Annotated in this window: 19 protein-coding genes; 6 read left to right on the top strand and 13 right to left on the bottom strand. The window is 67.7% G+C overall.

Annotated features, from left to right (window positions below; all coding sequences use genetic code 11):
- Positions 1-55: 55 nt before the first annotated feature.
- The 5 genes from AC6LKD_RS09470 to cphA (AC6LKD_RS09450) form a co-directional block, all read right to left on the bottom strand.
- Entirely contained in the window at positions 56-394 is a 339-nt protein-coding gene (locus AC6LKD_RS09470; protein WP_013392352.1) for a BON domain-containing protein, read from the bottom strand.
- Between the two features lie 69 nt (positions 395-463).
- Positions 464-628, bottom strand: a complete 165-nt coding sequence (locus AC6LKD_RS09465) for a DUF1328 domain-containing protein (RefSeq protein WP_006389411.1) — start codon at positions 626-628, stop codon at positions 464-466.
- Positions 629-655: 27 nt separating this feature from the next.
- Positions 656-856 carry a CsbD family protein gene (locus tag AC6LKD_RS09460; RefSeq protein ID WP_013392353.1) on the bottom strand — a complete coding sequence of 67 codons (201 nt, stop codon included), beginning with the start codon at positions 854-856 and terminating at the stop codon, positions 656-658.
- 599 nt (positions 857-1,455) lie between these two features.
- Positions 1,456-4,029: a cyanophycin synthetase gene (cphA, locus tag AC6LKD_RS09455; RefSeq protein ID WP_013392354.1), complete on the bottom strand. Its 2,574-nt coding sequence runs from the start codon at positions 4,027-4,029 to the stop codon at positions 1,456-1,458.
- A gap of 61 nt (positions 4,030-4,090) precedes the next feature.
- The gene (cphA, locus tag AC6LKD_RS09450) at positions 4,091-6,706 is read right to left on the bottom strand and encodes a cyanophycin synthetase (protein ID WP_492274764.1); all 2,616 of its coding nucleotides are present in this window, start codon (positions 6,704-6,706) and stop codon (positions 4,091-4,093) included.
- 262 nt (positions 6,707-6,968) lie between these two features.
- On the opposite strand from cphA (AC6LKD_RS09450), the gene AC6LKD_RS09445 reads away from it, so the two are divergent.
- Positions 6,969-9,254, top strand: coding sequence for a cyanophycin metabolism-associated ABC transporter (locus AC6LKD_RS09445; RefSeq protein WP_013392356.1), 2,286 nt, complete (start codon positions 6,969-6,971; stop codon positions 9,252-9,254).
- A gap of 21 nt (positions 9,255-9,275) precedes the next feature.
- Positions 9,276-9,746: a cyanophycin metabolism-associated DUF1854 family protein gene (locus AC6LKD_RS09440; RefSeq protein ID WP_013392357.1), complete on the top strand. Its 471-nt coding sequence runs from the start codon at positions 9,276-9,278 to the stop codon at positions 9,744-9,746.
- 41 nt (positions 9,747-9,787) lie between these two features.
- Here AC6LKD_RS09440 and AC6LKD_RS09435 read toward each other — a convergent pair whose 3' ends face one another.
- Positions 9,788-10,924 carry a GNAT family N-acetyltransferase gene (locus tag AC6LKD_RS09435; protein ID WP_498115998.1) on the bottom strand — a complete coding sequence of 379 codons (1,137 nt, stop codon included), beginning with the start codon at positions 10,922-10,924 and terminating at the stop codon, positions 9,788-9,790.
- A gap of 98 nt (positions 10,925-11,022) precedes the next feature.
- Between AC6LKD_RS09435 and AC6LKD_RS09430 the strand changes: the two genes are divergently transcribed.
- From AC6LKD_RS09430 to AC6LKD_RS09415, 4 genes are all read left to right on the top strand, one after another.
- The gene (locus AC6LKD_RS09430) at positions 11,023-11,844 is read left to right on the top strand and encodes a ferritin-like domain-containing protein (protein WP_013392359.1); all 822 of its coding nucleotides are present in this window, start codon (positions 11,023-11,025) and stop codon (positions 11,842-11,844) included.
- Between the two features lie 27 nt (positions 11,845-11,871).
- Positions 11,872-13,101, top strand: a complete 1,230-nt coding sequence (locus AC6LKD_RS09425; RefSeq protein WP_492274958.1) for a lytic murein transglycosylase — start codon at positions 11,872-11,874, stop codon at positions 13,099-13,101.
- 111 nt (positions 13,102-13,212) lie between these two features.
- Positions 13,213-13,629: a YidB family protein gene (locus AC6LKD_RS09420; protein ID WP_041652833.1), complete on the top strand. Its 417-nt coding sequence runs from the start codon at positions 13,213-13,215 to the stop codon at positions 13,627-13,629.
- A 20-nt stretch (positions 13,630-13,649) separates the two neighbouring features.
- Positions 13,650-14,630 carry a DUF4434 domain-containing protein gene (locus tag AC6LKD_RS09415; protein ID WP_013392362.1) on the top strand — a complete coding sequence of 327 codons (981 nt, stop codon included), beginning with the start codon at positions 13,650-13,652 and terminating at the stop codon, positions 14,628-14,630.
- A 31-nt stretch (positions 14,631-14,661) separates the two neighbouring features.
- On the opposite strand, the gene AC6LKD_RS09410 is transcribed toward AC6LKD_RS09415, so the two are convergent.
- From AC6LKD_RS09410 to AC6LKD_RS09380, 7 genes are all read right to left on the bottom strand, one after another.
- Positions 14,662-15,024 (bottom strand): hypothetical protein, encoded by a 363-nt coding sequence (locus AC6LKD_RS09410; RefSeq protein WP_492274760.1) that lies wholly within the window; start codon positions 15,022-15,024, stop codon positions 14,662-14,664.
- Positions 15,025-15,161: 137 nt separating this feature from the next.
- Entirely contained in the window at positions 15,162-17,489 is a 2,328-nt protein-coding gene (locus AC6LKD_RS09405; RefSeq protein ID WP_498115997.1) for an NfrA family protein, read from the bottom strand.
- Positions 17,486-19,189, bottom strand: a complete 1,704-nt coding sequence (locus AC6LKD_RS09400; RefSeq protein ID WP_013392365.1) for a glycosyl transferase family protein — start codon at positions 19,187-19,189, stop codon at positions 17,486-17,488. The genes AC6LKD_RS09405 and AC6LKD_RS09400 overlap by 4 nt, the downstream gene beginning before the upstream one ends.
- A gap of 12 nt (positions 19,190-19,201) precedes the next feature.
- A complete protein-coding gene (locus tag AC6LKD_RS09395; protein WP_498115996.1) occupies positions 19,202-21,403 on the bottom strand; it encodes a cellulose biosynthesis cyclic di-GMP-binding regulatory protein BcsB in 2,202 nt (733 codons plus the stop codon).
- Between the two features lie 28 nt (positions 21,404-21,431).
- Positions 21,432-22,586: a non-hydrolyzing UDP-N-acetylglucosamine 2-epimerase gene (gene wecB, locus AC6LKD_RS09390; protein WP_013392367.1), complete on the bottom strand. Its 1,155-nt coding sequence runs from the start codon at positions 22,584-22,586 to the stop codon at positions 21,432-21,434.
- A gap of 147 nt (positions 22,587-22,733) precedes the next feature.
- Positions 22,734-23,561 (bottom strand): enoyl-CoA hydratase/isomerase family protein, encoded by an 828-nt coding sequence (locus AC6LKD_RS09385; protein WP_498115995.1) that lies wholly within the window; start codon positions 23,559-23,561, stop codon positions 22,734-22,736.
- Between the two features lie 62 nt (positions 23,562-23,623).
- The gene (locus AC6LKD_RS09380; RefSeq protein ID WP_498115994.1) at positions 23,624-24,754 is read right to left on the bottom strand and encodes a CaiB/BaiF CoA transferase family protein; all 1,131 of its coding nucleotides are present in this window, start codon (positions 24,752-24,754) and stop codon (positions 23,624-23,626) included.
- Positions 24,755-24,777 lie beyond the last annotated feature (23 nt).

Genomic DNA, 24,777 nt, shown 5'->3' with positions numbered 1-24,777 from the left:
GTGTCCGACACAGGCGCCGCTCTGCATTTCAGGAAAGGGCTTGAGCCCCCGAGGCTTACTTCTTGTTCTTGGCCGGGTCGACCTTGATGTTGTTCATCACCTGCTTGACGCCTTCGACGCCGCGCGCCACGGTGGCGGCGTGATCGGCCTCGGCCGCGGTGCCGACGGTACCCGTCAGCTTGGTGACGCCAGCATTGGTTTCCACGGCAATGTCCAGCGCGCTCAGCTGCTTGTCGGCCACGATGGCGGCCTTGACCTTGGTGGTCACGGTGGCGTCGGACGCGTACTCACCCACGGACTGTTTCGGCTTGCCGTCGTCGGCGGCAAAAGCCATGGAAGTGAAGACGGCGCCCGTGCCCAGTGCAGCGGCGGCGATCAGCTTGCGGAATTCCATAGTCATGCTCCTTGTTAGTGGTTCAGCGCGTCGAGACGCGGGGATTGAGGAATGTCTTGGGTGCGAGTTCTATTTCTTGCGGAATGCGCCGCCGAGGATGGACAGCAGCGCCAATACCAGGAAGACGAAGAACAGGATCTTGGCGATACCGGCAGCGCCGGCGGCGATGCCGCCGAAGCCCAGGACAGCCGCGATGATGGCGATGACGAAGAAAACTACGGCGTAGTGCAGCATGTCAGCTTCTCCTGGTGGTTGGACGGATCAAGGATTACGGTCGAAGAAGTCGCGGACTTCCTTCTCTGCCTGTTCCTTGGTCTTGCCGTAACGCTCCTGGATCAGGCCCGCCAGACGTTCGGCGTTGCCTTCGGTGCGGGTCAGCTCGTCGTCGGTGAGCTCGCCCCAGGCGGCCTTGGCCTTGCCTGCCAGTTGCTTCCACTTGCCAGCGATGATGTCGTTGTTCATGGTGACCTCTCCTGTTGCTAGCGGCATCCGGTTTGCGGCCTGTAAACCGGGCTGTCGCGGTTGAGTGGGACACTGATCAGCTAGGGCCTGTCGATTTAAAAGATCTCGTGCAGGCCATGCATTAACCGTACGAGTCCACGGCATGGCCGTCAAACCTGGCTGTGGGTAAATGTAACGGCGGCTGGTCCGCAAAAATGCGTGGTTTCCGGCGAGCAGAGGTTGCAGCCGCACTAGGTGTGGCAGTTACATTCCGGCAATGTCTTGTCCTCTTTTGAGCGGGCCTGGTAACCGGATTTGCGCGCGCAGCCTGCGCGGTCCGCGGCTGGCTTACGGAAGGGCGCGACGGTATAGTCTTGGCGGTACCGGCAATCACGTTCGGCCGCAGAAAAGGAAGAGGAACTCGCATGACGCAACGACTTTGCAGCGCTATCTTGCTGACGCTGGCCGCGATGGCGGCGATGGGATGCACGCACGTGACCGACAGGTACCAGGCTGCCGCGCCCGTGGCGTCGTCCAGCAGTTGACCGGCGCGCGCTGACGCAATATGCAAACGGGGCGCCTCAGGGCGCCCCGCTTTTACTTCGAGAGCCGCAAAAGGCTCAGGCTTGCGCGATGCGGCGCGCGATGTGATCCAGCGCCTCTTCCACCTGGTCGACCAGGATCAGGCACAGGTCGCCGGCGCCCAGGCGCGCCAGCGCCGTGTCGATGGCGAGAAACTCGCCGTGGATCTCTTCGACGTGCTTGCTGCGGCTGGCGTTGACCAGGCCTTGCTGCAGCAGGGCCAGCACCTCGCCGTCGGCGCGGCCGCGCTGGCATTGGTCCTGGTAGAGCAGCACGTCGTCGAAGGCGTCGCCGAGTATCTCGGTCTGCATGCGGATGTCTTCGTCGCGCCGGTCGCCCGCGCCGCTGATGACCACGGAACGGCGCTTGGCGGGCATGGCGTCCACCGCGCGCACCAGGGCCAGGATGGCATCGGGGTTATGGCCGTAGTCCGCGATCACCGTGGCGCCGCGGTAGTCGAACACGTTGAAGCGTCCGGGCGCGGTCTGGGCGTCGTTGACGAAGGTGGCCAGGCCGCGGCGGATGATGTCCGTGTCCAGGCCCAGCGCCCAGGCGGCGGCGATCGAGGCCATGGCGTTTTCGACCTGGAAGGTGATGGTGCCGTTGCGCGTGAGCGGAATGGCGGCCAGCGGGTAGCGGGTCTCTTCGGCGCCTTGCTGCGCGGTCACGATGGCGTCGCCGTCGCGATACACGCAGCGCAGGCCTTGCGCGCGGTGCGTGGCCAGCACGGGATGATTGCGGTCTTCGGCGAAGTAGGTGATAGAACCGGGGCAGCTCGCGGCCATTTCGGCCACGATGGGGTCGGCCGCGTTCAGCACCGCGGTGCCCGAGGGATGCACGTGCTGCACGATCACGCGCTTGACCACGGCCAGGTCTTCGACCGTGCTGATGTAGCCCAGGCCCAGGTGGTCGCCCATGCCGATGTTGGTGACGATGGCCACGTTGCAGCGATCGAAGGCCAGGCCTTCGCGCAGGATGCCGCCGCGCGCGGTTTCGAACACGGCCGCGTCCACGTCCGGGTGCATGAGTACGCTGCGGGCGCTGCGCGGGCCGCTGCAATCGCCGGTGTCGATGCGCAGGTTGTCGACGTAGACGCCGTCGGAGTTGGTCATGCCGACGCGGTTGCCGGCAGCGCCCAGGATGTGGGCGGTCAGGCGCACCGTGGTGGTCTTGCCATTGGTGCCGGCCACGGCCACGACCGGGATGCGGCCGTCGTCGCCGTCCGCGTACATATTGGCGATGATGGCTTCGCCCACGGCGCGGCCTTTGCCGAAGGACGGGTTCAGGTGCATGCGCAGGCCGGGCGCGGCGTTCACTTCCACCACGCCGCCGTTCTGCTCTTCAAGCGGGTAGAGCACGCTCTCCGCGACCACGTCCACGCCGCAGATGTCCAGCCCGATCATGCGCGCCGCCGACACCGCGCGCGCAGCCATTTCGGGGTGCACCTCGTCGGTCACATCGGTGGCGGAGCCGCCGGTGCTGAGGTTGGCGTTGTTGCGCAGGAAGATCAGGGTGCCGGACGGCGGCACGGAGTCGGCCTCGAAGCCTTGCTTCCTGAGCGTGGCCAGGGCGATGTCGTCGAAGCGGATCTTGGTCAGCGAGGTCGCGTGGCCGTCGCCGCGCAGCGGGTCCGCGTTGACCTGGTCCACCAGTTGGCGGATGGTCTGCACGCCGTCGCCCGTGACCTGCGGCGGATCACGGCGCGAGGCCGCGACCAGCGCGCCGCCGACCACCAGCAGGCGGAAATCGTGGCCCGGGATGTAGCGTTCGACAATGACCTCGGAGCTGATTTCCTCGGCCACTTCAAAGGCCTGGATCACGCGCTCGCGGGTTTCGATGTTGACGGCCACGCCGCGGCCCTGGCTGCCGTCGCGCGGCTTGACCACGACCGGGCCGCCCAGTTCCTCGGCCGCGGCCCAGGCTTCCTCGGCGGTGGTGACCGAGCGCCCCATGGGCACCGGCACGCCGGCCGAGTCCAGCAGCATCTTGGTCAGGTCCTTGTCCTGTGCGATGGACTCGGAGATGGCGCTGGTCAGGTCGGTTTCGGCGGCCTGGATGCGGCGCTGCTTGCTGCCCCAGCCGAACTGCACCATGCTGCCTTGGGTCAGGCGGCGGTAGGGGATGTTGCGGGCGGTGGCGGCGTTGACGATGGAGCCGGTGCTGGGCCCCAGGCGTACGTCTTCGTCCAGCTCGCGCAGGCGCTTCAAGGCATCGGCGAGATCGAACGGCGTGTCGTCCAGCGCGGCGCGCACCAGCACTTGCGCCAGTTCCATCGCCAGCATGCCGACTTCTTCCTCGCTGTACTCGACCACCACCTGGAACACGCCAGGCTCGATGGTGGAGGCGGTGCGGCCGAACGTGACGGGGCAGCCGGCGTGCGCCTGCATCGTCAGCGCGACGATCTGCAGCACGTGGGCGATGGAGACCGCGCCCTGATGGCCTTCAGGACGCAGCAGCCCGGTCTGGGGCAGCCGCGCGCGCAGGCGTGCTTCGAAGTCAGGCAGATTGTCGATGGAGCATTCGGCGTCGGCGCAGGAAACGATGGCCTCGATCGCCGTGTTCTTGCTCCACAGATTGGGGCCGCGCAGTGCTCGGATACGGGAAACTTCCATGGCAGGTATTCCTGTCTAGCTCACGCGCGCCCCGCTAGTGCGAGGGCGCGCGCAGATATTGTCAGTATTGCTGAATCCAGCGGCGGACCAGATCGATGGTGGGGCCGGAGAAGGCCTCGTCGGACTGCAACAAGACGAAGTCGCCCGCGGCGATGCCGTCGAGCTGGCTCTGGATGGCCTTGCCGTGGTCGGGCTCTTCCTGGATGTCCTTGACGCGGGCGCCTTGCGCCAGGCCCTGGCGCAGCAGCGCGCGCGCTTCGCCTTCCGGGCGCTTGCTGCGCACGGTCAGGTCGTCGTAGAGCACCACGCGGTCGAAGGCGTCGCCCAGCAGCTTGCCCTGTTCGATCAGGTCCGCGTCGCGGCGGTCTGCGCCGGCCGAATAGACGGCGGCGCGCGTGGTCGAGGGGAACTGGTCGATGGCGGCGATCAGGGGGCGCAGCGCCGAGGCGTTGTGCACGTCGTCGACCACCACGGTGCTGCCGTTGCGTTCGAACAGCGTGAACTGCCAGGGCGCATCGGCCTGGTCGATATCGAAGGTTTCGATGCCGGCGCGGATCAGCGCCACGGGAATGTCCAGCGCCCAGGCCGCGCCCACCGCGGCCAGCACGTTTTCGACCTGGAAGGCCACGCGTCCGCCATGGGTCAGCGGGATCGCGGCCACGGCGGCCAGGCGTTCCTCGCGGCCGCCTTGCGCCAGCACGATGTCGCCGTCGCGCACGAACACGGCGCGGCCGTCCTGCTGCAGATGGGCCGCGATGGCAGGCAGGGCGGGATCGATGCCGAAGAAGATGACTGCGCCGTCGGACAGTTCGGCCATTTCGACCACGCGCGGATCGCGCGCGTTCAGCACGGCGGCGCCGCCCGGCAGCACCACGTCCACCTGCGTGCGGAACACATTGAACATGCGCTCCGTTTCGTTGATGTCGAAGTCGCCGAGATGGTCGGCGTCGTCGATGTTGGTGACCACGCCCACCTGGCAGCGGTCATAGGCCAGGCCCTGGCCCAGGATCACGCCGCTGTCGTTCTCGATGACGGCGGCGTCCAGGTTGCGGTTCATCAGCAGGCGCGTGCCCGAGGCGAAATCGGCGCGGTCGCCCTTTTGCACCTGGCGGCGGTCCAGATAGAGGCCTTCGCTGCAGGCCAGGCCGGTGCGCTTGCCGGACAGGCTCAGCAGGCGGGCCACCAGACGCGCCACCACGGTCTTGCCGTTGGTGCCGGTTACGCCGACGATGGGGATGCGGCCCGCATCGCCTTCCGGGAACAGATGGTCGACGATGGCGCGGCCCACGGGACGCGGCGTGCCGTCGGCCGGCTTCAGGTGCATCAGCAGGCCGGGGCCGGCGTTGACTTCGACGATGGCGCCGCGCTGTTCTTCCAGCGGGCGGGAGATGTCTTCGGCCACCAGGTCCACGCCGGCGATGTCCAGGCCCACGATGCGCGCGGCCAGGGTCACGGTGGCGGCGATGCTGGGATGCACGCGGTCGGTGACGTCGAAGGCGACGTTGCCGCTGCGCTGCACCAGCACGTGCTGGCCTTCGGGCGGAACGCTGTCTTCCGTCAGGCCCTGGCGCGCGATTTCCAGCCGCGCGGCGGAATCGAGGCGCACCGGGTTCAGCGGGTGGTTCTCGGTGCGGCCGCGGCGCGGGTCGGTATTGATCTGGCTGTCGATGAGTTCGGTGATGGTGGACTTGCCGTCGCCCGTCACCCAGGCCGGTTCGCCGGCGGCGGCGGCCACCATGCGGTCGCCCACGACCAGCAGGCGGTGCTCGTTGCCCAGCACGAAGCGCTCGACGATGACGCCGCTGCCCTCGTCCACGGCCACGCGGTAGGCCGATACCACTTCCTCGCGCGTCGTCAGATTGGTGAAGACGCCGCGGCCGTGGTTGCCGTCGTAGGGTTTCACGACCACCGGCAGGCCGATGTCCTCGGCGGCTTCCCAGGCGTCGTCCTCGCTGCGCACCAGACGGCCTTCGGGCACCGGCACGCCGCAGGTCGACAGTAGTTCCTTGGTCAGGTCCTTGTCGCGCGAAATGCCTTCGGCGATGGCGCTGGTGCGGTCGGTTTCGGCGGTCCAGATACGGCGCTGGGCCGAGCCGTAGCCGAACTGCACCAGGTTGCCTTCGAACAGGCGGATGTAGGGAATGTCGCGGTCGTCGGCGGCATCCACGATGCAGGCGGTGCTGGGGCCGAGACAGTGCTTGTCGATCAGGCTGCGCAGCTTGGCGATGGCGGCGGGCACATCGAAGGGACGGTCTTCGATGGCGGCCATGACCAGGTCGCGGGCTTCGTTCAGGGCGGTGCGGGTGACCTGTTCCTGCCAGGCGCGCACCACGACCTTGTAGACGCCGCGGGTGGAGGTTTCCCGGGCCTTGCCGAAACCGCCGCGCAAGCCGGCCAGGTTCTGCAGTTCCAGGGTGACATGTTCAAGAATGTGGCCAGGCCAGGTGCCTTCCTTCAGGCGCGACAGAAAGCCGCCCCGGACTCCCGGGCTGCAACGGTGTTCGATCAGGGTCGGCAGCCATTCCGTCAGGCGTTCGTAAAAGCCGGGAATGGTGTTGGAGGGGTAGTCCTCCAGTTCGCCGATATCCACCCACGCTTCGAGTACCGGGCGGTACGTCCAAATGTTCGGGCCGCGCAAAGCCACGACATCGAGAAATTCAATGTCTTTCTTTTTCATGTTTTAATTTACGAGAGAAGCAGGTTGGCACGCGCGGACGCCCCTATGCAAGACCGCGAATTTATTGGGGTTGCGCCTTTAGAATAATGCCAACGAGTGGGGGATCCCAGATATTCCTAATTAGAAAAATCGGCTGCTACTATACGACGCCTTCAAGGCGTGAAATCGTTATGTTGTAAGGAAGGGACACGTTTGCCGCCAGTCCTGGTAGCGAACCGGTTGCCGCCTAGTAGGGCAGAGTCCTGGCCCGGTATGCGTTCCAATGAAAAAACCAAACCTGCTTTCCGGCCTTGCCGAAGCCTTTCCTGCCCGCTGGCGCGATGAAATCAGCACCGAATTGGCGGATGGCGAAACCTTGTTGGCCTGGGTTGAAATAGACCTGGATCAGCGCCTGAAGTTCCGCCCGGGGCTGATCGCCGCCACCGATCGCCGGCTGCTGGCCCGCCATTCCGACGAGCCGCGCTGGGAATCCTGGGTATATGGCCCCCAATTAAAGCTCAGCCTGACCGACCACGCCGGCGCCGCGTTGCTGGAATTGCACGACGACGACTCCCGCCTGGGCGTCTGGCGTTTCACGCTGGCGCGCAATCCGGAAGCGCTGCGCCTGCTGGCGCAATTCGAGACCCAGCAGGCCATCCGTTTGTCCGGCCATCAGGTCGAGGAACTGGCGGAACGCACCTGCACCATCTGTAATAACGTCATCCCGGCGGGCGAGGAAGAATGCCCGACCTGCAACCAGGAGCAGGCGGCTCCGTCGTCCACCTGGGCGCTGCTGCGCCTGTGGCGCTTTGCCCGGCCTTACCGCGGCCCGCTGTTGGCAGGTTTCGTCCTGACGCTGCTGGGCACGGCCGCCACCCTGGTGCCGCCCTACCTGACCATGCCGCTGATGGACGACGTGCTGATTCCGTTCCAGAACGGCGCGCCCATCGACTACGACAAGGTCCGCCTCTACCTGGGCGGGCTGCTGGCCTCGGCGTTCCTGGCCTGGGGCCTGGGCTGGGCCCGCACCTATATCCTGGCCTGGGTCAGCGAGCGCATCGGCGCCGACCTGCGCACCACGACTTATGAACACCTGCAACAGCTATCGCTGGAGTATTTCGGCGGCAAGCGCACGGGCGACCTGATCTCCCGCATCGGCAGCGAGACCGACCGCATCTGCGTGTTCCTGTCGCTGCACCTGCTGGATTTCGCCAACGACATCCTGATGATCGTCATGACCGCGGTCATCCTGGTGTCCATCAACCCGTGGCTGGCGCTGGTCACGCTGGTGCCGCTGCCGTTCATCATCTGGATGATCCACGCGGTGCGCGACCGCCTGCGCCACGGTTTCGAAAAAGTCGACCGCATCTGGTCGGAAATCACCAACGTCCTGGCCGACACCATCCCGGGCATCCGCGTGGTCAAGGCGTTCGCGCAGGAAAAGCGTGAAGTTGCGCGTTTCCGCGAAGCCAACAACCGCAACCTGGAAGTCAACGACCGCGTGAACACCACCTGGTCGCTGTTCTCGCCCACCGTCACTTTACTTACGGAAGTGGGGCTGCTGGTGGTGTGGATCTTCGGCATCTGGCAGGTGTCGCAGAAGCAGATCACGGTCGGCGTGCTGGCTGCCTTCCTGGCCTACATCGGGCGCTTCTACATGCGCCTGGATTCGATGAGCCGCATCGTCTCGGTCACGCAGAAAGCGGCCGCCGGCGCCAAGCGCATCTTCGACATCCTGGACCACGTGTCCAGCGTGCCGGAACCGCAGAACCCGGCCAAGCTGCCGCACATCAACGGCCGCATCGAATTGCGCGACGTGGGTTTCCGCTACGGCAACCGCCAGGTCATCCGCGGCTTGAACCTGACCATCGCTCCGGGCGAAATGATCGGCCTGGTGGGCCACAGCGGTTCGGGCAAGAGCACCCTGATCAACCTGATCTGCCGCTTCTACGACGTATCCGAAGGGGCGGTGCTGGTGGATGGCGCCGACATCCGTTCGGTGCGCGTGGCGGACTACCGCCGCAATATCGGGCTGGTGCTGCAGGAGCCGTTCCTGTTCTTCGGCACCATTGCCGAGAACATTGCCTACGGCAAACCGGACGCTACCCGTGACGAGATCGTGGCCGCGGCGCGCGCCGCGCATGCGCACGAATTCATCCTGCGGCTGCCGCACGGCTACGACTCGCTGGTCGGAGAACGCGGCCAGGCCCTGTCCGGCGGCGAACGCCAGCGCATCTCGATCGCGCGCGCGCTGTTGATCGATCCGCGCATCCTGATCCTGGACGAGGCCACTTCGTCGGTGGATACCACCACCGAAAAGGAAATCCAGAAGGCGCTGGACAATCTGGTGCGCGGCCGCACCACGATCGCCATCGCCCACCGCCTGAGCACCTTGCGCAAGGCGGACCGCCTGGTGGTGCTGGACCGCGGCCAGATCGTGGAGCAGGGGCCGCACGAAGAACTGATGGCCCGCGAGGGCGCCTACTATCGCCTGTACCAGGCGCAGGCGCGCCAGGCCGAGGCCGACGCGCAGGCGTCGGGCAGCGAAGACATGGCCGCCGTGGCCTGACGCGGAACCGGAATTATCGCCATGACCTTGCCGTCTTTTCAGTTGCGCCGCAATGCCTTCGGTCGTCTGGAGTTCCAGGCCGCCGGTGGCGAAACCCATGAAGGAGTGCTGCCCGTGCGCGCCTTTCCCATCAGCGAGCCGGGCCGCGGCCTGTCGCTGGTGACGGTGGATGGGCATGAACTGCTCTGGATCGAACACCTGTCCGACGTGCCGGCGCCGCAGCGCGCGCTGATCGAGGAGGAACTGGCGAGCCGGGAGTTCATGCCCGAGATCCGCAAGCTGGCCAGCGTCTCCACCTTCGCCACCCCGAGCACCTGGCAGGTCGATACCGACCGCGGCCCGACCTCGTTCACGCTGCGCGGCGAAGAGGACATCCGCCGCCTGAGTCCGCAGACCCTGCTGATCGCAGACAGCCACGGCATCTTCTATCTGGTGCGCGACATCCAGTCCTTGGACAAGCACAGCCGCAAGCTGCTGGACCGCTTCCTTTAGGGCCTTTGCAAGGCGCTTTTTGGCGTGAGCAGGCCCTGGATTCAGTCTTCCCGCGGCCGCTTGAACGGGGAGTGGCTTTCCAGCTCTCCCAGATAGTCCGTCACCGCCGCTGTTTCCTCATCCAGGAAGTTCTGGATCGCGTCCGCGAAGCCGGGATGCGCGACCCAATGCGCCGACCACGTGGGCGTGGGCAGCAGTCCGCGCGCCATCTTATGCTCGCCTTGCGCGCCGCCCTCGAAGCGCGCGATGCCATGGGCGATGCAATAGGCGATGGACTGCATGTAGCAAGTCTCGAAGTGCAGCCCCGGCACGTATTCGGTCGCACCCCAGTAGCGGCCATAGAGCGCGTCGCCGCCCGCCAGGTTCAACGCCGCCGCCACCGGCTGGCCGTCGCGCTCCGCCAGGATCAGCACAAAGGCCTCGGCCTGTTCGCGCTGCGCGCGGCGGAAGAATTCGTGGCTCAGGTAGGGCGGATTGCCATGGCTGAAGTAGGTGCGGCAATAGCATTCATAGAAGAAGTCCAGCTCGGCCGCGCCGATCGCGGCGCCGCGCAGCCAGCGGTACGAGAGTCCGGCAGCCGCGACCTTCTTGCGGTCCTGGCGGATCTTCTTGCGCTTGTCGTGGCTCATCGTGGCCAGAAAGGCGTCGAAGTCCGCGTATCCCGGATTGGTCCAGTGGAACTGCACGCTTTCGCGGATCATGAAGCCGGCTTCGCGCAGCGCCTGCATGTCGATGTCCGACGGGAACAGCAGGTGCAGCGAGGAAACCTTGATCTCTTCGGCGAAGGCGACCAGCCCGCGCACCAGCGTGGCGCGGTCTTCATCGTTGCCTGCCAGCAGCCTGGGGCCGGTCACCGGCGTGAAGGGAATGGCCGAGAGCAGCTTGGGGTAGTAGCGCAGCCCGTGGCGCTGGAAGGCGTCGGCCCAGGCGTAGTCGAACACATACTCGCCGCGCGAATGCGACTTCAGGTACAGCGGTGCGGCCGCGGCCAGCGCGCCGTCGCGCCACAACGCCAGGTAATGCGGCGCCCATCCGGTCTGGGGCGTGGCGCAGCCGGTTTCGTGCAGCGCGCGCAGGAACGTATGGCGCAGGAAGGGCTGGTCTCCCGCCAGCGCGTCCCATTGCTGGGCGTCGATGCGGGACAGGTCGGTCTCTATGGTCAAGCGCAGGGAATCCATGGCTGAATGATAAAGTCTCCGGGTATGCGCGAGGCCTGCGGCCCCAGCGTTTTCACGGGATTTCGGGCGGGCTTGAGGCCGCCCGCACAGAGAAGCATATGGACAGCAATACGACGCCCGCTGCGGCCGGGCACGCTCAGGATTGCCTGCGCGGGCAGGCGCTGGCGGCCCTGGCCGCCACGGCGTGGCAGGACAAGCTGGTGGCGGTGCGCGCCATTTCGGATGGGGCGGTGCTGGACTGCGGGCGGGTGTTCGCGCCCACGGCCGGGTTGCCGGGCCGCCCGCCGTTGCCGCAGATGGTGCCCCCGGCCCAGGTCAAGCAGCGCTCCATGGCCACGCAGGAAGGGCGCGCGGCGCTGCTGCACGCGTTGGCGCACATCGAGTTCAATGCCATCAACCTGGCGCTGGACATCATCTGGCGCTTCGCCGGCATGCCGCCAGCCTTCTACCGCGACTGGCTGCGGGTGGCGCGCGAAGAGGCCTATCACTTCGATCTGCTCAGGCAGCGCCTGGCCGTCATGGGCCACGCCTATGGCGACTTCCCCGCGCACAACGGCCTGTGGGACATGGCGCAACGCACGCAGACAGACCTGCTGGCACGCCTGGCGCTGGTGCCGCGCACGCTGGAAGCGCGTGGCCTGGATGCCTCTCCCGCAATCCGCGCCAAGCTGGCGGGCGCGGGGGACGCGGACAGCGCGGCCATCGTCGACATCATCCTGGCCGACGAGATCGGCCACGTGGCCATCGGCAATCATTGGTACAAGCACCTGTGCGCGCAGATGGGCCAGGATCCCGTGGCCTGCTATGCCGAACTGGCGCAGCGCTACGACGCGCCCCGCCTGCGCGGCCCCTTCAACCTGGAGGCGCGCCGCGCCGCCGGATTCGACGACGCCGAGCTTGCCGCATTGCAGGCCGGTTGACTGGACGACATGAGCATCGACAACTCCATCAAGACCTTGCGGACCCGCCCGCTGCGCGCGCTGAGCTGCGCCCTGGCCGGCAGCGCTTTCATCTCACTGGCGGCGCCCGCGGCTTACGCTGCCGACGCGTTCGCGGCCTGCCTGGCGCAATTGCGCGGCCCGGCGCTCAAGGCCGGCGTGTCGGGCGCCACGTTCGATACACAAACCGCGGGGCTCGCGCCTGACATGACGGTGCTGGATCTGCTGGACGCCCAGCCGGAATTCAAGACGCCGATCTGGGACTACATGGCGGCGCTGGTCGACGACGAGCGCGTGGCCGACGGCCAGGCCGGGATGGCGCGCTGGCAGTCCGACCTGGAGCGCGCCGCGTCGCGCTACGGCGTGGACCCGGCCACCATCGCCGCGGTCTGGGGCGTGGAGAGCAATTACGGCCGCACCCTTGGTGGCCGGCCCCTGCTGACTTCGTTGTCCACGCTGTCCTGCTTTGGCCGGCGCCAGGCCTATTTCCGCGGCGAATTCTTTGCCACCCTGAAGATCATCCAGGACGAGCACATCGCGCCCGAGCGTCTGACCGGCTCGTGGGCGGGCGCCTTCGGCCAGACCCAGTTCATGCCCTCGACCTACTTGCGCCTGGCGGTGGATTTCGATGGCGACGGCCGCCGCGACCTGGTCGATAGCGTGCCGGATGCGCTGGCCTCCACGGCCAATTTCCTCAAGCGCGCGGGCTGGAACAGCGCCCTGCATTGGGGCTACGAAGTCCGCCTGCCGGCGGGCCTGGATACCTCGGGCGCGGGCCGCAAGAACAAGCGCGCGATGTCGTACTGGGCCGGGCGCGGGGTCACGCGGGCCGACGGCCAGCCGCTGCCCGCGGGCGACACGCCGGCGGGCCTGCTGCTGCCGGCGGGCCGGGGCGGTCCCGCCTTTCTGGTTACGCGCAATTTCGACGCCCTGTATTCCTACAACGCCGCCGAAAGCTACGCCCTGGCCATCGCCCACCTGTCCGACCGGCTGCGCGGCGGCGGGCCGCTGGCGCAAGCCTGGCCGACCGACGACCCGGGCCTGTCGCGGGCGCAGCGGCGCGAATTGCAACGGCTGCTGATTGCCCGCGGCTATGAGATCGGCGAACCCGATGGCATGATCGGCAAGCGCACCCGCGAGGCTTTGCAGACGGTGCAGCGCGAGCTGGGCCTGCGGCCGGACGGCCGCGCCGGCCTGAAGTCGCTGCAAGCCTTGCAGGCAGGGAAGGGCGCAAACTGACCGGCCGCAATCGACAAGCTTTGCAAAGATGCCGGGTGTCATCCATCAGATGACAGGCAGGGCGGCGGGCATGGGCCTATACTGATTCTCCGATTTTTCAGGAGCACGATGATGAGCCTATTGGATACCTTGGCCTCGATGGCCGGCGGCGGTCAGCAAGGGGGTTCGGCTTCGCTGCTGCCCGCGCTGATCGAGCAACTGAACAAGTACCCGGGCGGCCTGTCCGGCCTGATCGCAAGCTTCCAGAAGGGCGGCTTGAACGAGATCGTGGCCTCGTGGGTGGGCACCGGCCAGAACATGCCTGTCAGCGCCGACCAGCTCGGTTCGGTGCTGGATCCCGGCGTCGTCAACGAACTGGCCGCCAAGACCGGGCAGGACACGGATTCCGTGCTCGGCTCGCTGTCCTCGCTGCTGCCGCAGCTGGTGGACAAGGCCACTCCCAACGGCGAGGTGCAGGGAGAGCAGCAATTCAACCCGGCCGACCTGCTGGCGTCCTTGTCGGGCATCTTCGGCAACCGCGCAGGCTAAGTCCTATCGCCAGGCAGCCCATGCAGGCGTCAGCGCCTGCTTCCACCGGCCGGCGGCGCCTGTTGCAGGGCCTGGGCGTGGCGGCGCTGGCCGCCAGCCTGCCCGCCTGCGCGCCGGCCTGGTCGGTGCCAAGCACCTTCTGGCAACTGTGGCCCAGCCACCTGGAATTGAGTCCGCAGGCCTGGCGCGAGCGCATCGCCGCCATGCACGCGTTGGGATTCCGCGAGATCATCATCCAGTGGGTCGGGGCCAGCGGCGGGGCTCAGCCCTGGCAATTGCCCGCGCCCACGCTGGCGCTGATCTTCGACGAGGCGGAGCGCCTGGGCATGGGGCTGCAGCTGGGCCTGCCCTACGACGAGCGCTGGTGGCGGCAACTGGGCAATCCGGATGACGCGGCGCTGGCCGCTTTCCTGCAGGCCGCGCAGGCGCAGGCGCTGGCCTATGCGCGGGCGTCGGACGCAACCGGGCTTGCGGCGTTCCGCGGCTGGTACATCCCTTATGAAATCGAGCAGCACAGCTGGGCCGCGCCCGGCCGCCAGCCGCGCCTGGTGCAGTGGCTGCGCGAGCTGTCCGATCCGCTCGCGCAACAGACCGGGCGCGCGCCGGCCATATCCACCTATCACAGCAAACTGCCGGGAACGCTGAGCCTGGCCGACCTGTGGAGCGGACTGTTGGACGCCGCCAGGCTGAGGCCCATGCTGCAGGATGGGGTAGGCGTGTCCGGCATGGCGGCCTATGAGGCGCTGGAACCTTTGCACCGCATGCTGCTGGCGCGGCGCGCGCCGTTCGACCTGATCGTCGAACTGTTCGAGGAACTGCCGTCCGGACGCCAGGACGGCACTACGTTCAATGCCCGTTCCGCCGATGCCGCGCGCGTGCGCCGGCAGTTGCGCATCGCGCGGCGCTACCGCGCGCAAAGCGTGGTCGCCTTTGCGGCGGATCCCTGGCTGATCGGGCCTACGCCCGAGGCCGAGCGCTTGAGGCGGGAGTGGCCGCTCTAGGCGGCCGATACGCAGGCCGGAAGGGGAAGGGCTAGCGCGGTTGTTGCGCCGCGGCTATGGCCTTGAGCTGCGCGCAGGTCTTTTCCTTGTCGGCCGCGCTCAGCGCGCCCAGCTGCGTCTTGGCCTGGCCGTACGACTGCGAGAAGGCGGCGTCAAAGTCCGCGCCCGACATGCCTTGGGCGCTGGTCGCGGTCTTTTGCTGCTGCTTCATCTGTTCGAGCTGCGCGGCCGAGTAGGCGCCGCAATACTCGGCGGCGGCATGCATCTGGCCGCTCAGCGCAGCCAGGTTGGGCATCTGGCCCGGGGGCATGGCCTGCTGGGCGAGAGCGGCGCCGCTGGCCAGGGTCAGGGCGGCGGCGGCCAGGGCGATACGGGCTTGTTTGATAATCGGCAATTCAATCTCCAACGCGGTGAAGGATGAGGGTTGCACGCGCGGCGATCGCGCTGCCGGCGTGGCGCGGAGCACTATGCCCGATTCATTGTTATAGGCTTATGAACTGATGTAATAGGGTGTATCCATGGCGATGCCGCTCAGTACGACAGCGTCATGTTCATGAACCAGCCCTTGGCGCGGTCGCTTTCGCCGCCGCCTAAGCTGGTGCGGTACTGGACGCCGAAGTCCAGGTAGGAGCGCGGCGCGTTGTAGTGGTCTTCGCGGAACCAGTAGCGCACATTGAAACCGGGGCCCACGCCCAGTGACCACGAAGTGTCATGGTCGGACAGGACCACCGACCCGCTGCCGTAGCCGGGCAGGTCGTCGAGTTTGGCCACGCTCTTCTGCCACAGCCAGTCCGCGCCGATGACTGCATACGGAAACAGCACCAGCTTGTCGCTGATGCTGGTGGCGCGGAAACTGCGGCCCACGCGCAGCTCGCCGGAGAGGAAAGCCTGGTCGCGCTTGAGGCGGCCCGAGGAACTGCCCAGGTCCTGCTGGCGCTGGCCCTTGGCATCCACCGAGTAAGCCGTGTAGCGGGCGCTGTTGTCGTCCCAGGCGTAGCCGGCTTGCGCATAGCCTTCGATGGTGAGCCAGCTCGGCACGTCCACGCGTAGTTCGCGGCCCTGGTAATAGCCGTAGGTGACGTAGGACATCCAGCCCCCGGCGTTGCCGTTGAGCTTGTAGCGCGCGACCGCGCTCTGGTCCTGCAGATTGGGGTAGGCGTTGTGGAAGGCTGGCTGCGCGGCGCACTGCACCGCGCTGGATTCCGGGTAGGCGTAGCCCTGGCGGGTGGCGGACCCCAGGAAGAAGCGGCGCTCGATGCCGAAGGTCACGCCGGTATCGGCCAGCAGATAGCGCAGGCCCAGCGCGCCTATGGTGCTGGGGATGCCGGAGGAACTGCTGTTGTTGCGGAAGCGTTCTTCGTTGGAGCGTTCATCGGGCGTGCTTGCGCCCGTGCAGGGGTCGACGTTCCTGCGCGACTCGTAGGTGCTGCCGCTGTCGTACAGCGTGTTGGAGCTGCGCGCATAGGCTTCCAGCATGCCCCAGCGGTTGTTCAGCTGCGGCGGACGCCAGAAGATTTCAGCGGTGCTGAATACCACGTCGCCAGGGGTGTTGATGGCGGCGCCGCCCAGGCTGGAACTGGCGGGACGCGCGCCTCGGTAGGACGCCGAGAACGAGCCGCCCCATTCGCGCGACAGCGCGGCGACGCCGCTGCGCGTGTTGTAGCGTTCCAGCGGCGTCAGGCCCAGTTGGCCGGCATCGTCCATGTCGATGGCCTGCTTGAGCGAGTCGGTGGCGGCGCGGTTGTCGCCCATCGCGGATTGCGCATAGGCCTGGTCCAGGATCAGGCGCGGCGGCGCCTGGCCGGTCGCGCGCGCGGCCGCGAAGTCCGATACCGCCCCTGCGGGCTGGCCCAGGCGCTGGCGCGCGTAGCCGCGCTGCGCGAGCAACTGGGCCGAGTCCGGCTGGCGGGCGATGGCGTCGCTCAAGCGCGCTTCCGCTTCGGCGGCTTGGGCCTTGGTGCCCGCGGCCAGCGTGGTCGTCAACAGCTGGGCATAGCTTTCGTTGTCGGGCGCTTCGGCCACGGCCTGGCGGGCCAGGACGATGGCTTCCTGGTACGCGCCCTTGTCGTAGGCGGCATAGGCGCCGGTGGCGGCCACGCTGCCCGGGGCTGGCGCGGCGGGCGCCTGGCTCGCGGCGATCTGTTTCTGGAAGGCCTGTTGCCTGGCCTGCAGCGCGGCCTTGTTGGGCGCGCCCAGCGCCAGCGCCGTGTCGACGGCCTGGCTGGCGGCTTCGTAGCGCTGCTGGGCGCCCAGCGATTCCACCCACAGCAAGGCCCATTCGCCCTGCCTGGGCACGGCGCGGAAGGCGCGCTCGGCGCCCGCGGCGGCGGCTGCGTAGTCCTGGCGTCCATAGTCCGCATAGGCGCGTGCCGCCACGGGGTAAGCGCGCTGGTACGGCGTCTGCGGCGCGGGCTTGCGGACGGGGGGCGATGCTTGCGCCTGAACCTGTGCCTGTGCCGGCGTTTGCGCCGCGGGTTGCGCGGGCGTTGCTGCCACGGCGGGCGGACGCTGCAGGTTGGCCTTGGCCTGGCGCAGCTCAGGCGTGCCCAAACCGTCGGCGATGGCCGCGTCGGCCGCGCGCGCGGCCTCCTGCCGCTTGCCCTGTTTTTCCAGGGCGTACACCAGCAGCAGACGCAGGCGGGCCACATCCGGCCGCAGGCGGATCGCGTTTTCCGCCATGACCTGGGCGGTTTCGTAATGGCCGGCGTCGTACTGCTTGTAGGCCTGGTCGGCCAGTTGGTAGGCGTCGCCTTCCAGCGGACGTTCGGCTGCGGCGGCAGTTTGCGCGGCGGCTTCGGGAGCCGCCGCCGTGCACAGCAGCATGGCGGTGAAAGCCAGCGAACGGGAAATAACGGTCATGGAGGAGAGGGCCTGTGCGATAGCGGGTCCGCGGGGTGCTCGGTTTGCGTCGGGGCGCCTTGCTGGAACGACAGCGCTTCATGCAAGGTCTTTTCGTCCAGCCAGCCCCGTTCCATCAGGATTTCGCCCAGCGGCCGCTTCTCGCGCGCCTGGATCTCCAGCGCCTGTTCCAGCATCTGGTGGTCGATCGCCTGCCAGGACAGCAGCAGGTCGCCCAGGCGCTGGCGTTGCTGCGCCAACTGGTCGGTGGACGGGAAGTCATGCATGGTCTTGTCCCAGGCCAGCCGCTTGCCTGTGATCAGGTGGCCGATGAACAGGCGCCAGGCCCGCGCCGCCGCCATGGCGTTGATGAAGTTGCCGACGATCATGCGCGGCATGGACAGCAGCGCATGTTCCCAGCCGTACATGCGGCCGACGAAGTATGCGCGCTGCACCACGCGCAGCAGCAGCGCCCCCGCGTTCAGCCACATCAGCGTCACCAGCCAGCCGCCAGGGCGGAAGTACGAGGGGTAGTAGACCTTCCACCAGCCGAAACGGTCGGCCAGATAGAAGAGGAAGAAGTTGGCCAGCAGCAGATAGGCCAGGATCGCGATGAACGAGGTGAACAGGCCCTTGCGGTCGCGGAACAGCAGATACTTGGTCGCCAGCGATCCCGTCCATCCCACCTGCTGCCAGCCTTGCAGGCCGATGCCCAGCGTCCAGCGGGCCTTTTGCCGGTAAGCGGTGCGGAAGGTATTGGGGAAGTACTCGCGCACTCCCAGCGGCATCTTGATGGCCGAGACTTTCTCCCGCCCCAGGCCGAACCAGGCGCGGCGGCGGGTCACGTACTCGACCTCGAACTTGCCGAAGATCTGGCGCATGCCGCGCTGGGCCAGCCGCGCGCCGATGTCGTAATCCTCGGTCAGCGTGTCGGTATTGAAGGGCTGGTTGTTCGTCTCCGCCGCCAGCACCTCCAAGGCATGGCGCGAGAAGCAGGTGCCCACGCCGGCCGACGGCACCATCCTGGACAGGCTTTCGCGCACCACCAGGTCCTTGGTGTGCCACTCGGCGAATTCGTCCATGTAGGTGCCGGCGACCAGCTCGTGCCATTCCCGTTCCAGCGAGGTCACCGGCAACTGGATGAAGTCGATGCGCGGCAGCAGGTAGTTGTAGTACTTCAGTTCCAGCGGGTGCAGCACGTCTTCGCTGTCGTGCAGGATCACGCCGGCAAAGGGCTCGGGCTGCAGCGCGTTCTGCGCGAAGATGGCCTGCACGATCCAGTTCAGGCAGTCGGCCTTGCAGGTCGGTCCGTCATGCGGCACTTCCACGCGTATCAACTGGCGGTAGCGGCGCCGCATGCGCTCTACTTCCTTGATGGTGCGTTCGTCGTTCTGGTAGGTGCCGGCGAAGATCGTGTAGTTCTTGTATTCCAGCGTCGACACCATGTTTTCCAGCATGGGCGCGATCACGTCGTACTCCAGCCAGGCAGGCACCATGATCGCCAGCGGCTGTTCCTGCTTGGCGCGCAGCTGTTCCGCGGTCAGCGCCGCATACTGGCGCTTGACCGTCAGTCCGCGGCGCAGTTCGCGCAGCCAGAACCAGCCGTCGATGAACAGGTCGTCCAGGCTGGACAGCAGGATGATGACGCCGACCACCGCCGTCACGATCTCCAGGCCGCGGTAGTAGTCGGCGATGAGGTAGGGCCAGTAAAGCGAGGACATGGCGTCTCCGGATTACTTGCTGTCCTTGTTCTTCCTGCGGCTGACGCGCAAGGCGGCGATCAGGATCAGGAGCAGGATCAACAGGCCCACGCTCAGGGCCGGCACGCTCCACGACAGGTAGTTGCGCCACTCGAAGAAGGCGCTCGCGCCCGCGCCCGGCGGCTGGCCGGCGGCGGGGTTGGCGCTGTCGATCCAGGCCAGCGGCCCTGCCGCGCCGATGATGGCGATGTTGCCGCGGTTCAGCACGAAGGGCGTCTGCGGCATGGCCGGGCGCTGCCCCAGCGTGTGCCACAGCAGGCCGTCCTGGCCCCCGGCGCGCACCACTTCGGCCGTGCTCAGGTTGTCCAGCCCGGAAATGTCCAGCCAGGGCGCGCTCTTGCCGTCCACCGTCAGCTGCTTGCGGTCCGTGACCTTGACCATGGGCTTGGCGCCGTCCACGGCGACTTCCATCGCGACGAAGGGGCCGCCGGGCTTGGCCGTCTGGCCCGCCGGCGTGAGCGACAGCGCCGCGCGCGTGGCCGACAGGCCGCTGGCCGTGGCGATGCCGATGACGCGTTGCAGGCTGGCGGGCGCGTCGGCCAGATAGGTGTCGGGGACCAGCAGCTGAGGACTGCCGGCCAGCAGCGGCAGCAGCCCCACGAAGGTGCCATCGGGCTGCGCGCGGCCCGGCTTCACGTAGCTGGTGGGCAGCACGTTCACCGGATAGCCTTGCGGGATTTCGTTGCAATCCACCGATACCGGCTGGCGCTGGAAGGTGACGCGCACCGCGTTGTTCAGGCCCAGGGCGTAGCCGGGCACGCGCGCCGTGAGGCGCTCGGGATGGCCGTCGGCGTCCATCTGTTTGGCGGCCAGCAGAATGCCGTTCCAGAACACCGAGGCGACCGGGCGCGTGGCGGAGGCGCCGGGCGCGGCGGCCAGGTCCATGACCAGTTCGTCCGGCATGCTGCCGTCGGCGGAAACGGCGGCCAGCGCGAACGTGGCGTTCCAGTCGCCGCGCGCGACCACGTCGAAGCTGGGGGACGATCCGCCCAGCGCCGTCAGGCGCATGCCTTCCGTGGCCGAGGCCTGAGGCGGCTCGGCCGCCTTGACTTGCGCCTGGCGCGTGACCAGGATGCGGCGCCAGGCCGTGTCGAAGGCGCCCGCGCCCTGTGCACCGGCATCGGCGGCCACCGCGATCACCGCCTGCCGGCCCAGCGGCGCCAGGCGGATCTCCTTGGATGGCAGGTCCTGGCCGGCCAGCGGCATGCGCCGCTGGCGCCATGCCTTGAAGGCCTCCGCGGCGTCGGCGTCCTGCGCCAATTGCGCCTGCAAGGCGTCCAGCACCTCGCTGTAGCGGGCGCGCAGCGCGGCGTCCGCGATCACCACGTCGCCGCTGACCGCGGGGGCGCCCATGACCAGCAGCGCGCCGATCTCGGCGGGGCTGGTCAGCTTGTGCTTGTCATTGCCCGCCAGGGCCGCGAACGCAGGCACCTGCCCAAGTCCGTTCGGCGCCTGCAGGCCGCGGGTGTCGATCTCGTCGCCCACGGTTGGGAAGGCTCTCACCGCGACCCGTTTGCCGCTGCGCTCCATCGCCACGCCCATGCGCCAGGCGCTGTCGAACGCCTGCTGGTCGAGCTTGGCGCCTGCCACCATCAGCACGGGCTTGCCGGGCAGGGTGCTCCAGGCCTCGTCCAGGCTGCCGATGGCCGAGGCGTCGTAGCGGTAACTCAGCCGCGTGCGCGGCGAAATCATCAGGGCGTTGGCGGTGGCGCGGTTGCTCTCGCACTGGCGCTGCGCGATCTCCGATTGCCAGTCCACCGCCAGGCGCACGAAGCCCGTGTCGCGCACGCGCGGCTCCACGTTCAGCTTGCGCGTGGCCGATCCCTCGCCGTCGGCGATGCGCTGCGCGGTCTGCGGCACGCCGTCCACCCACAGCACCATGCTGGCGCGGCCTGGTTCGCCCTTGATGTAGCGCGCGTCGAAGTCCAGCGTGGCATCGGCTATCGGCACGCCGCGGGGGACCGGCAGGTAGAACTCCTGGCGCGCGTCGCTATTGCTCAGCACCACGGGCTCGCGGATGCCCAGATCCTCCAGGCTGGTGTCGCGCGTGACCCAGTCGTCGCCCAGCAAGCGCCGCAAGGCGTCGCCCGCGGGACTGGCCATCGCTCCCAAGGGGAGCAGCAACCCGGCGGCGATCAGGGCGCGGGCGGCATGGGAATGCGGGGCATGGGGCATGGGGGCTCCGGGTGAGGGCGGGGTGCGGCTAGCGGGCCGCGGCAGGCGCTTGAGGCGAAAACTCGGTGACGGCGCGGCCGCAGAGCGCGTCGACGATGCGCTGGCTGGCGAGGCCGTCGCCATAGGGATTGATGCGGCGCGAGAAAGCGGCGTGCAGTTCAGGGTGGTCGAGCAGGCGGTTCACTTCGGCCAGGATGCGCTGCGTGTCGGTGCCGACCAGCGTCACGGTGCCGGCCTGCACGGCCTCCGGGCGCTCGGTGACGTCGCGCATCACCAGCACCGGCTTGCCCAGGTAGGGCGCTTCTTCCTGCACACCGCCCGAGTCGGTCAGTATCAGGTAGGCGCGCTGCATGAACCAGACGAAGTCCAGGTAATCCAGCGGGGCGATCAGGTGCACGCGCGACAGGCCGTCCAGCTGCGCCATTACTACGTTGCGCACTTGCGGATTCAGGTGCACGGGATAGACGATCTGCAGATCCTCGCGCCGCGCCAGTTCGGCCAGGGCGGCGCAGATATGCCGGAAGCCGTCGCCGAAGCTTTCGCGCCGGTGCCCGGTGACCAGCAACAGGCGGCGCTGCGGATCCAGCCAGCCGTAGCGTGTCGCCAGTTGCTGCGCCAGCGCGCCCTCGGGGGCGAGCTTGCCGCAGGTCAGGGCCAGCGCGTCGATCACGGTATTGCCGGTGACCGTGATGCGCCCCGACAGGTTTTCGCGCAGCAGGTTGGCGCGCGATTGCGCCGTGGGCGCAAACAGCCAGTCGCCCACCGCATCGACCACGCGGCGGTTCATTTCCTCGGGAAAGGGCTTGGCCAGATCGCCGGTGCGCAGGCCGGCTTCGACGTGGCCGATGCGCGCGCGGCGGTGGAAAGAGGCCAGCGCGCAGGCCGACGCGGTGCTGGTGTCGCCATGGACGAGCACGCAATCGGGCTGCTCCGCCTCCAGCACGCTGTCCACCCGGCTGATCAGCCGCGCATACAGGCCGTTGAGCGTCTGGTTGGGCACCATGATGTCCAGGTCGTGCTGCGCCCGCAGATCGAACAAGGCCATCACCTGATCCAGCATCTCGCGATGCTGGCCCGTCACGCAGACGACGCTCTGGATCCGGGGTTCGCCTTGCAACGCGGCCACCAGGGGCGCCATCTTGATCGCTTCGGGACGGGTCCCGAATATGGAAAGGACTTTCATCGCAAGAACGGGCCCCCTACGCCGGTGGCATTTTCTTGCGTAGATTATGGATTGAAAGTAATCGTAATATGTGACGGTTTATTTCATAAGGGGGCGGTTGTCGGCGAATTTGGGGGCAATCTGTTGCTTTCGCGCGATGGCGATGGCCTATCCGGCCTCATTCGCCGGCCATTGGAAGCGCTGCGCCACCTTGTCCATGAAACGCCCTGCCGCCTCGCGGTGGTACTCGGTGGAACGGGCCACGCCCTGGCCGGCAGCCTCCAGGTCCAGCATCGCGTTCAGGTCGCTGTTGAGCGACGCGTTGAAGCCGCGCTTGGTGATCGCCAGCGCCGCCATGGGCAGTTCGGCCATGGACAGCGCGATCTGCCGCGCGCGCGCGTGGATCCGTTCCTGCGGCTGGATCTCGAACACGATGCCCATCTCCTTCGCTTCCTCGGCCTGGAATTCGCGGGTGGAGAAGGCCAGTTCCTTGGCGCGTTGCAGGCCCACCATGCGCGGCAGGGTGTACATGGTCGCGCAGTCGGGGATAGCGCCCAGCCGCAGGAAGGACAGGCAAAAGCGCGCCCGCGGCGAGGCCAGGATCAGGTCGGCGGTCAGGGCCAGGCCCAGTCCGGCGCCATAGGCGGGGCCATCCACCGCCGCGATCACCGGCCGGTCCAGCGTGATCAGGCCTTCTATCGTCTGCAGCAGGCCGGCCATGCGTTGGTGCGCTTCTTCGGCGGAACCGCCCGAACCCATGGTGGCGATGTCACCGCCCGAGCAGAAGGCGCCGCCGGCGCCGGCCAGGATCACGACACGCACGCCGCGGTCGCGCCGGATCTGGCCCACCAGATGGGCCAGCTCTTCGCGCATGACCATGTCCAGCGCATTGCGCTGGGCGGGACGGTTCAAGGTGATGGTGGCGACGCCGCCTTCGACGGTATAGAGCAGGGTCTTGAATTCGCTAGAGATGACTTGCATCGTATCGGTCTCCATGTCTGCCTTCCGGGATGGCCAGGCCGCGCCATGCGGGCCTGGCCGCAAGTTGCCGCGGGCCGTCAGGCGATGGCGCCGCGCTCGCGCAATGCCTGGATCTCGGCTTGCGCCAGGCCCAGTTCCGCCAGCAATTCTTCCGTGTGCGCGCCGGGTGCGGGCACGGCGCCGGCCTGTCCCGGCGTGCGCGAAAGGCGCGGCGCGGGGGCGGGATGCACGATGCCGCCGGTTTCGATGAAGCTGCCGCGCGCCTGATGGTGGGGATGTTGTGGCGCTTCCTCGAAGTCGAGCACCGGCGCGAAGCAGGCGTCGGTGCCTTCGAGCAGCGCGCACCATTGCTCGCGGGTTTTGCCGGCAATGATGCCGGCCAGCTTGGCGCGCAGCGGCGGCCATTGCGCGCGCTCCCATTGCTGCTGGAAGTCCGGGTCGTCGATGCCGCAGCGCTCCAGCAGCAGGCGGTAGAACTGCGGCTCGATCGCGCCGATGGAAACGTACTTGCCATCCGCGCAGGCATAGCAGCCGTAGAAGTGGGCGCCGCCGTCCAGCATGTTGGCCTGGCGCTGGTTGACCCAGTCGCCGCTTTGCAATTTGCCGTGGTAGGCGCTGGCCAGCAGGGAAGCGCCGTCGCAGATGGCCGCGTCCACCACCTGGCCCCGGCCCGTGCGGCCAGCCTCGAGCAGGCCGCAAAGCACGCCGAAGGCCAGCATCATGGCGCCGCCGCCCATGTCGCCGACCAGATGCAGCGGCGGCGTTGGCGGCAGCCCGGCATGTCCCATGGCGTGCAGCGCGCCGGTGATGGCGATGTAGTTCAAATCATGGCCGGCCGCTTGCGCCAGTGGGCCGTCCTGGCCCCAGCCCGTCATGCGCCCGTACACCAGGCGCGGATTGCGCGCGAGGCATTCCTCGGGTCCCAGGCCCAGCCTTTCCATGACGCCAGGCCGGAAGCCTTCCAGCAAGGCGTCCGCGCGGTCCAGCAGCCGCAGCACGATGTCGGTCGCGCCGGGTTGCTTGAGGTCCAGCGCGATCGTGCGGCGGCCCCGGTCGATGATGGTGCCGCCGCCGCCCAGGAACCCGGGCGTCAGCCGATCGATGCGGATCACGTCCGCGCCCATGTCCGCCAACATCATGGCGCAGAAGGGGCCGGGCCCTATGCCCGCCATTTCCACCACCGTAAATCCGCTCAGGGGACCAGCCATGTCTATCGTCACTCCATGATGTA

This window comes from Achromobacter sp. D7-1 (assembly GCF_059760445.1).
The sequence above is the reverse complement of the archived record's forward strand: the minus strand, read 5'-3'. Positions and strand labels throughout refer to the sequence as shown.

Excerpts from the sequence above, each read along its gene's own strand:
- AC6LKD_RS09470 (WP_013392352.1), bottom strand. The coding sequence starts at position 394 with ATGGAATTCCGCAAGCTGATCGCCGCCGCTGCACTGGGCACGGGCGCC.
- AC6LKD_RS09465 (WP_006389411.1), bottom strand. The coding sequence starts at position 628 with ATGCTGCACTACGCCGTAGTTTTCTTCGTCATCGCCATCATCGCGGCT.
- AC6LKD_RS09460 (WP_013392353.1), bottom strand. The coding sequence starts at position 856 with ATGAACAACGACATCATCGCTGGCAAGTGGAAGCAACTGGCAGGCAAG.
- cphA (WP_013392354.1), bottom strand. The coding sequence starts at position 4,029 with ATGGAAGTTTCCCGTATCCGAGCACTGCGCGGCCCCAATCTGTGGAGC.
- cphA (WP_492274764.1), bottom strand. The coding sequence starts at position 6,706 with ATGAAAAAGAAAGACATTGAATTTCTCGATGTCGTGGCTTTGCGCGGC.
- AC6LKD_RS09445 (WP_013392356.1), top strand. The coding sequence starts at position 6,969 with ATGAAAAAACCAAACCTGCTTTCCGGCCTTGCCGAAGCCTTTCCTGCC.
- AC6LKD_RS09440 (WP_013392357.1), top strand. The coding sequence starts at position 9,276 with ATGACCTTGCCGTCTTTTCAGTTGCGCCGCAATGCCTTCGGTCGTCTG.
- AC6LKD_RS09435 (WP_498115998.1), bottom strand. The coding sequence starts at position 10,924 with ATGGATTCCCTGCGCTTGACCATAGAGACCGACCTGTCCCGCATCGAC.
- AC6LKD_RS09430 (WP_013392359.1), top strand. The coding sequence starts at position 11,023 with ATGGACAGCAATACGACGCCCGCTGCGGCCGGGCACGCTCAGGATTGC.
- AC6LKD_RS09420 (WP_041652833.1), top strand. The coding sequence starts at position 13,213 with ATGAGCCTATTGGATACCTTGGCCTCGATGGCCGGCGGCGGTCAGCAA.
- AC6LKD_RS09415 (WP_013392362.1), top strand. The coding sequence starts at position 13,650 with ATGCAGGCGTCAGCGCCTGCTTCCACCGGCCGGCGGCGCCTGTTGCAG.
- AC6LKD_RS09405 (WP_498115997.1), bottom strand. The coding sequence starts at position 17,489 with ATGACCGTTATTTCCCGTTCGCTGGCTTTCACCGCCATGCTGCTGTGC.
- AC6LKD_RS09400 (WP_013392365.1), bottom strand. The coding sequence starts at position 19,189 with ATGTCCTCGCTTTACTGGCCCTACCTCATCGCCGACTACTACCGCGGC.
- AC6LKD_RS09395 (WP_498115996.1), bottom strand. The coding sequence starts at position 21,403 with ATGCCCCATGCCCCGCATTCCCATGCCGCCCGCGCCCTGATCGCCGCC.
- wecB (WP_013392367.1), bottom strand. The coding sequence starts at position 22,586 with ATGAAAGTCCTTTCCATATTCGGGACCCGTCCCGAAGCGATCAAGATG.
- AC6LKD_RS09385 (WP_498115995.1), bottom strand. The coding sequence starts at position 23,561 with ATGGAGACCGATACGATGCAAGTCATCTCTAGCGAATTCAAGACCCTG.
- AC6LKD_RS09380 (WP_498115994.1), bottom strand. The coding sequence starts at position 24,754 with ATGGCTGGTCCCCTGAGCGGATTTACGGTGGTGGAAATGGCGGGCATA.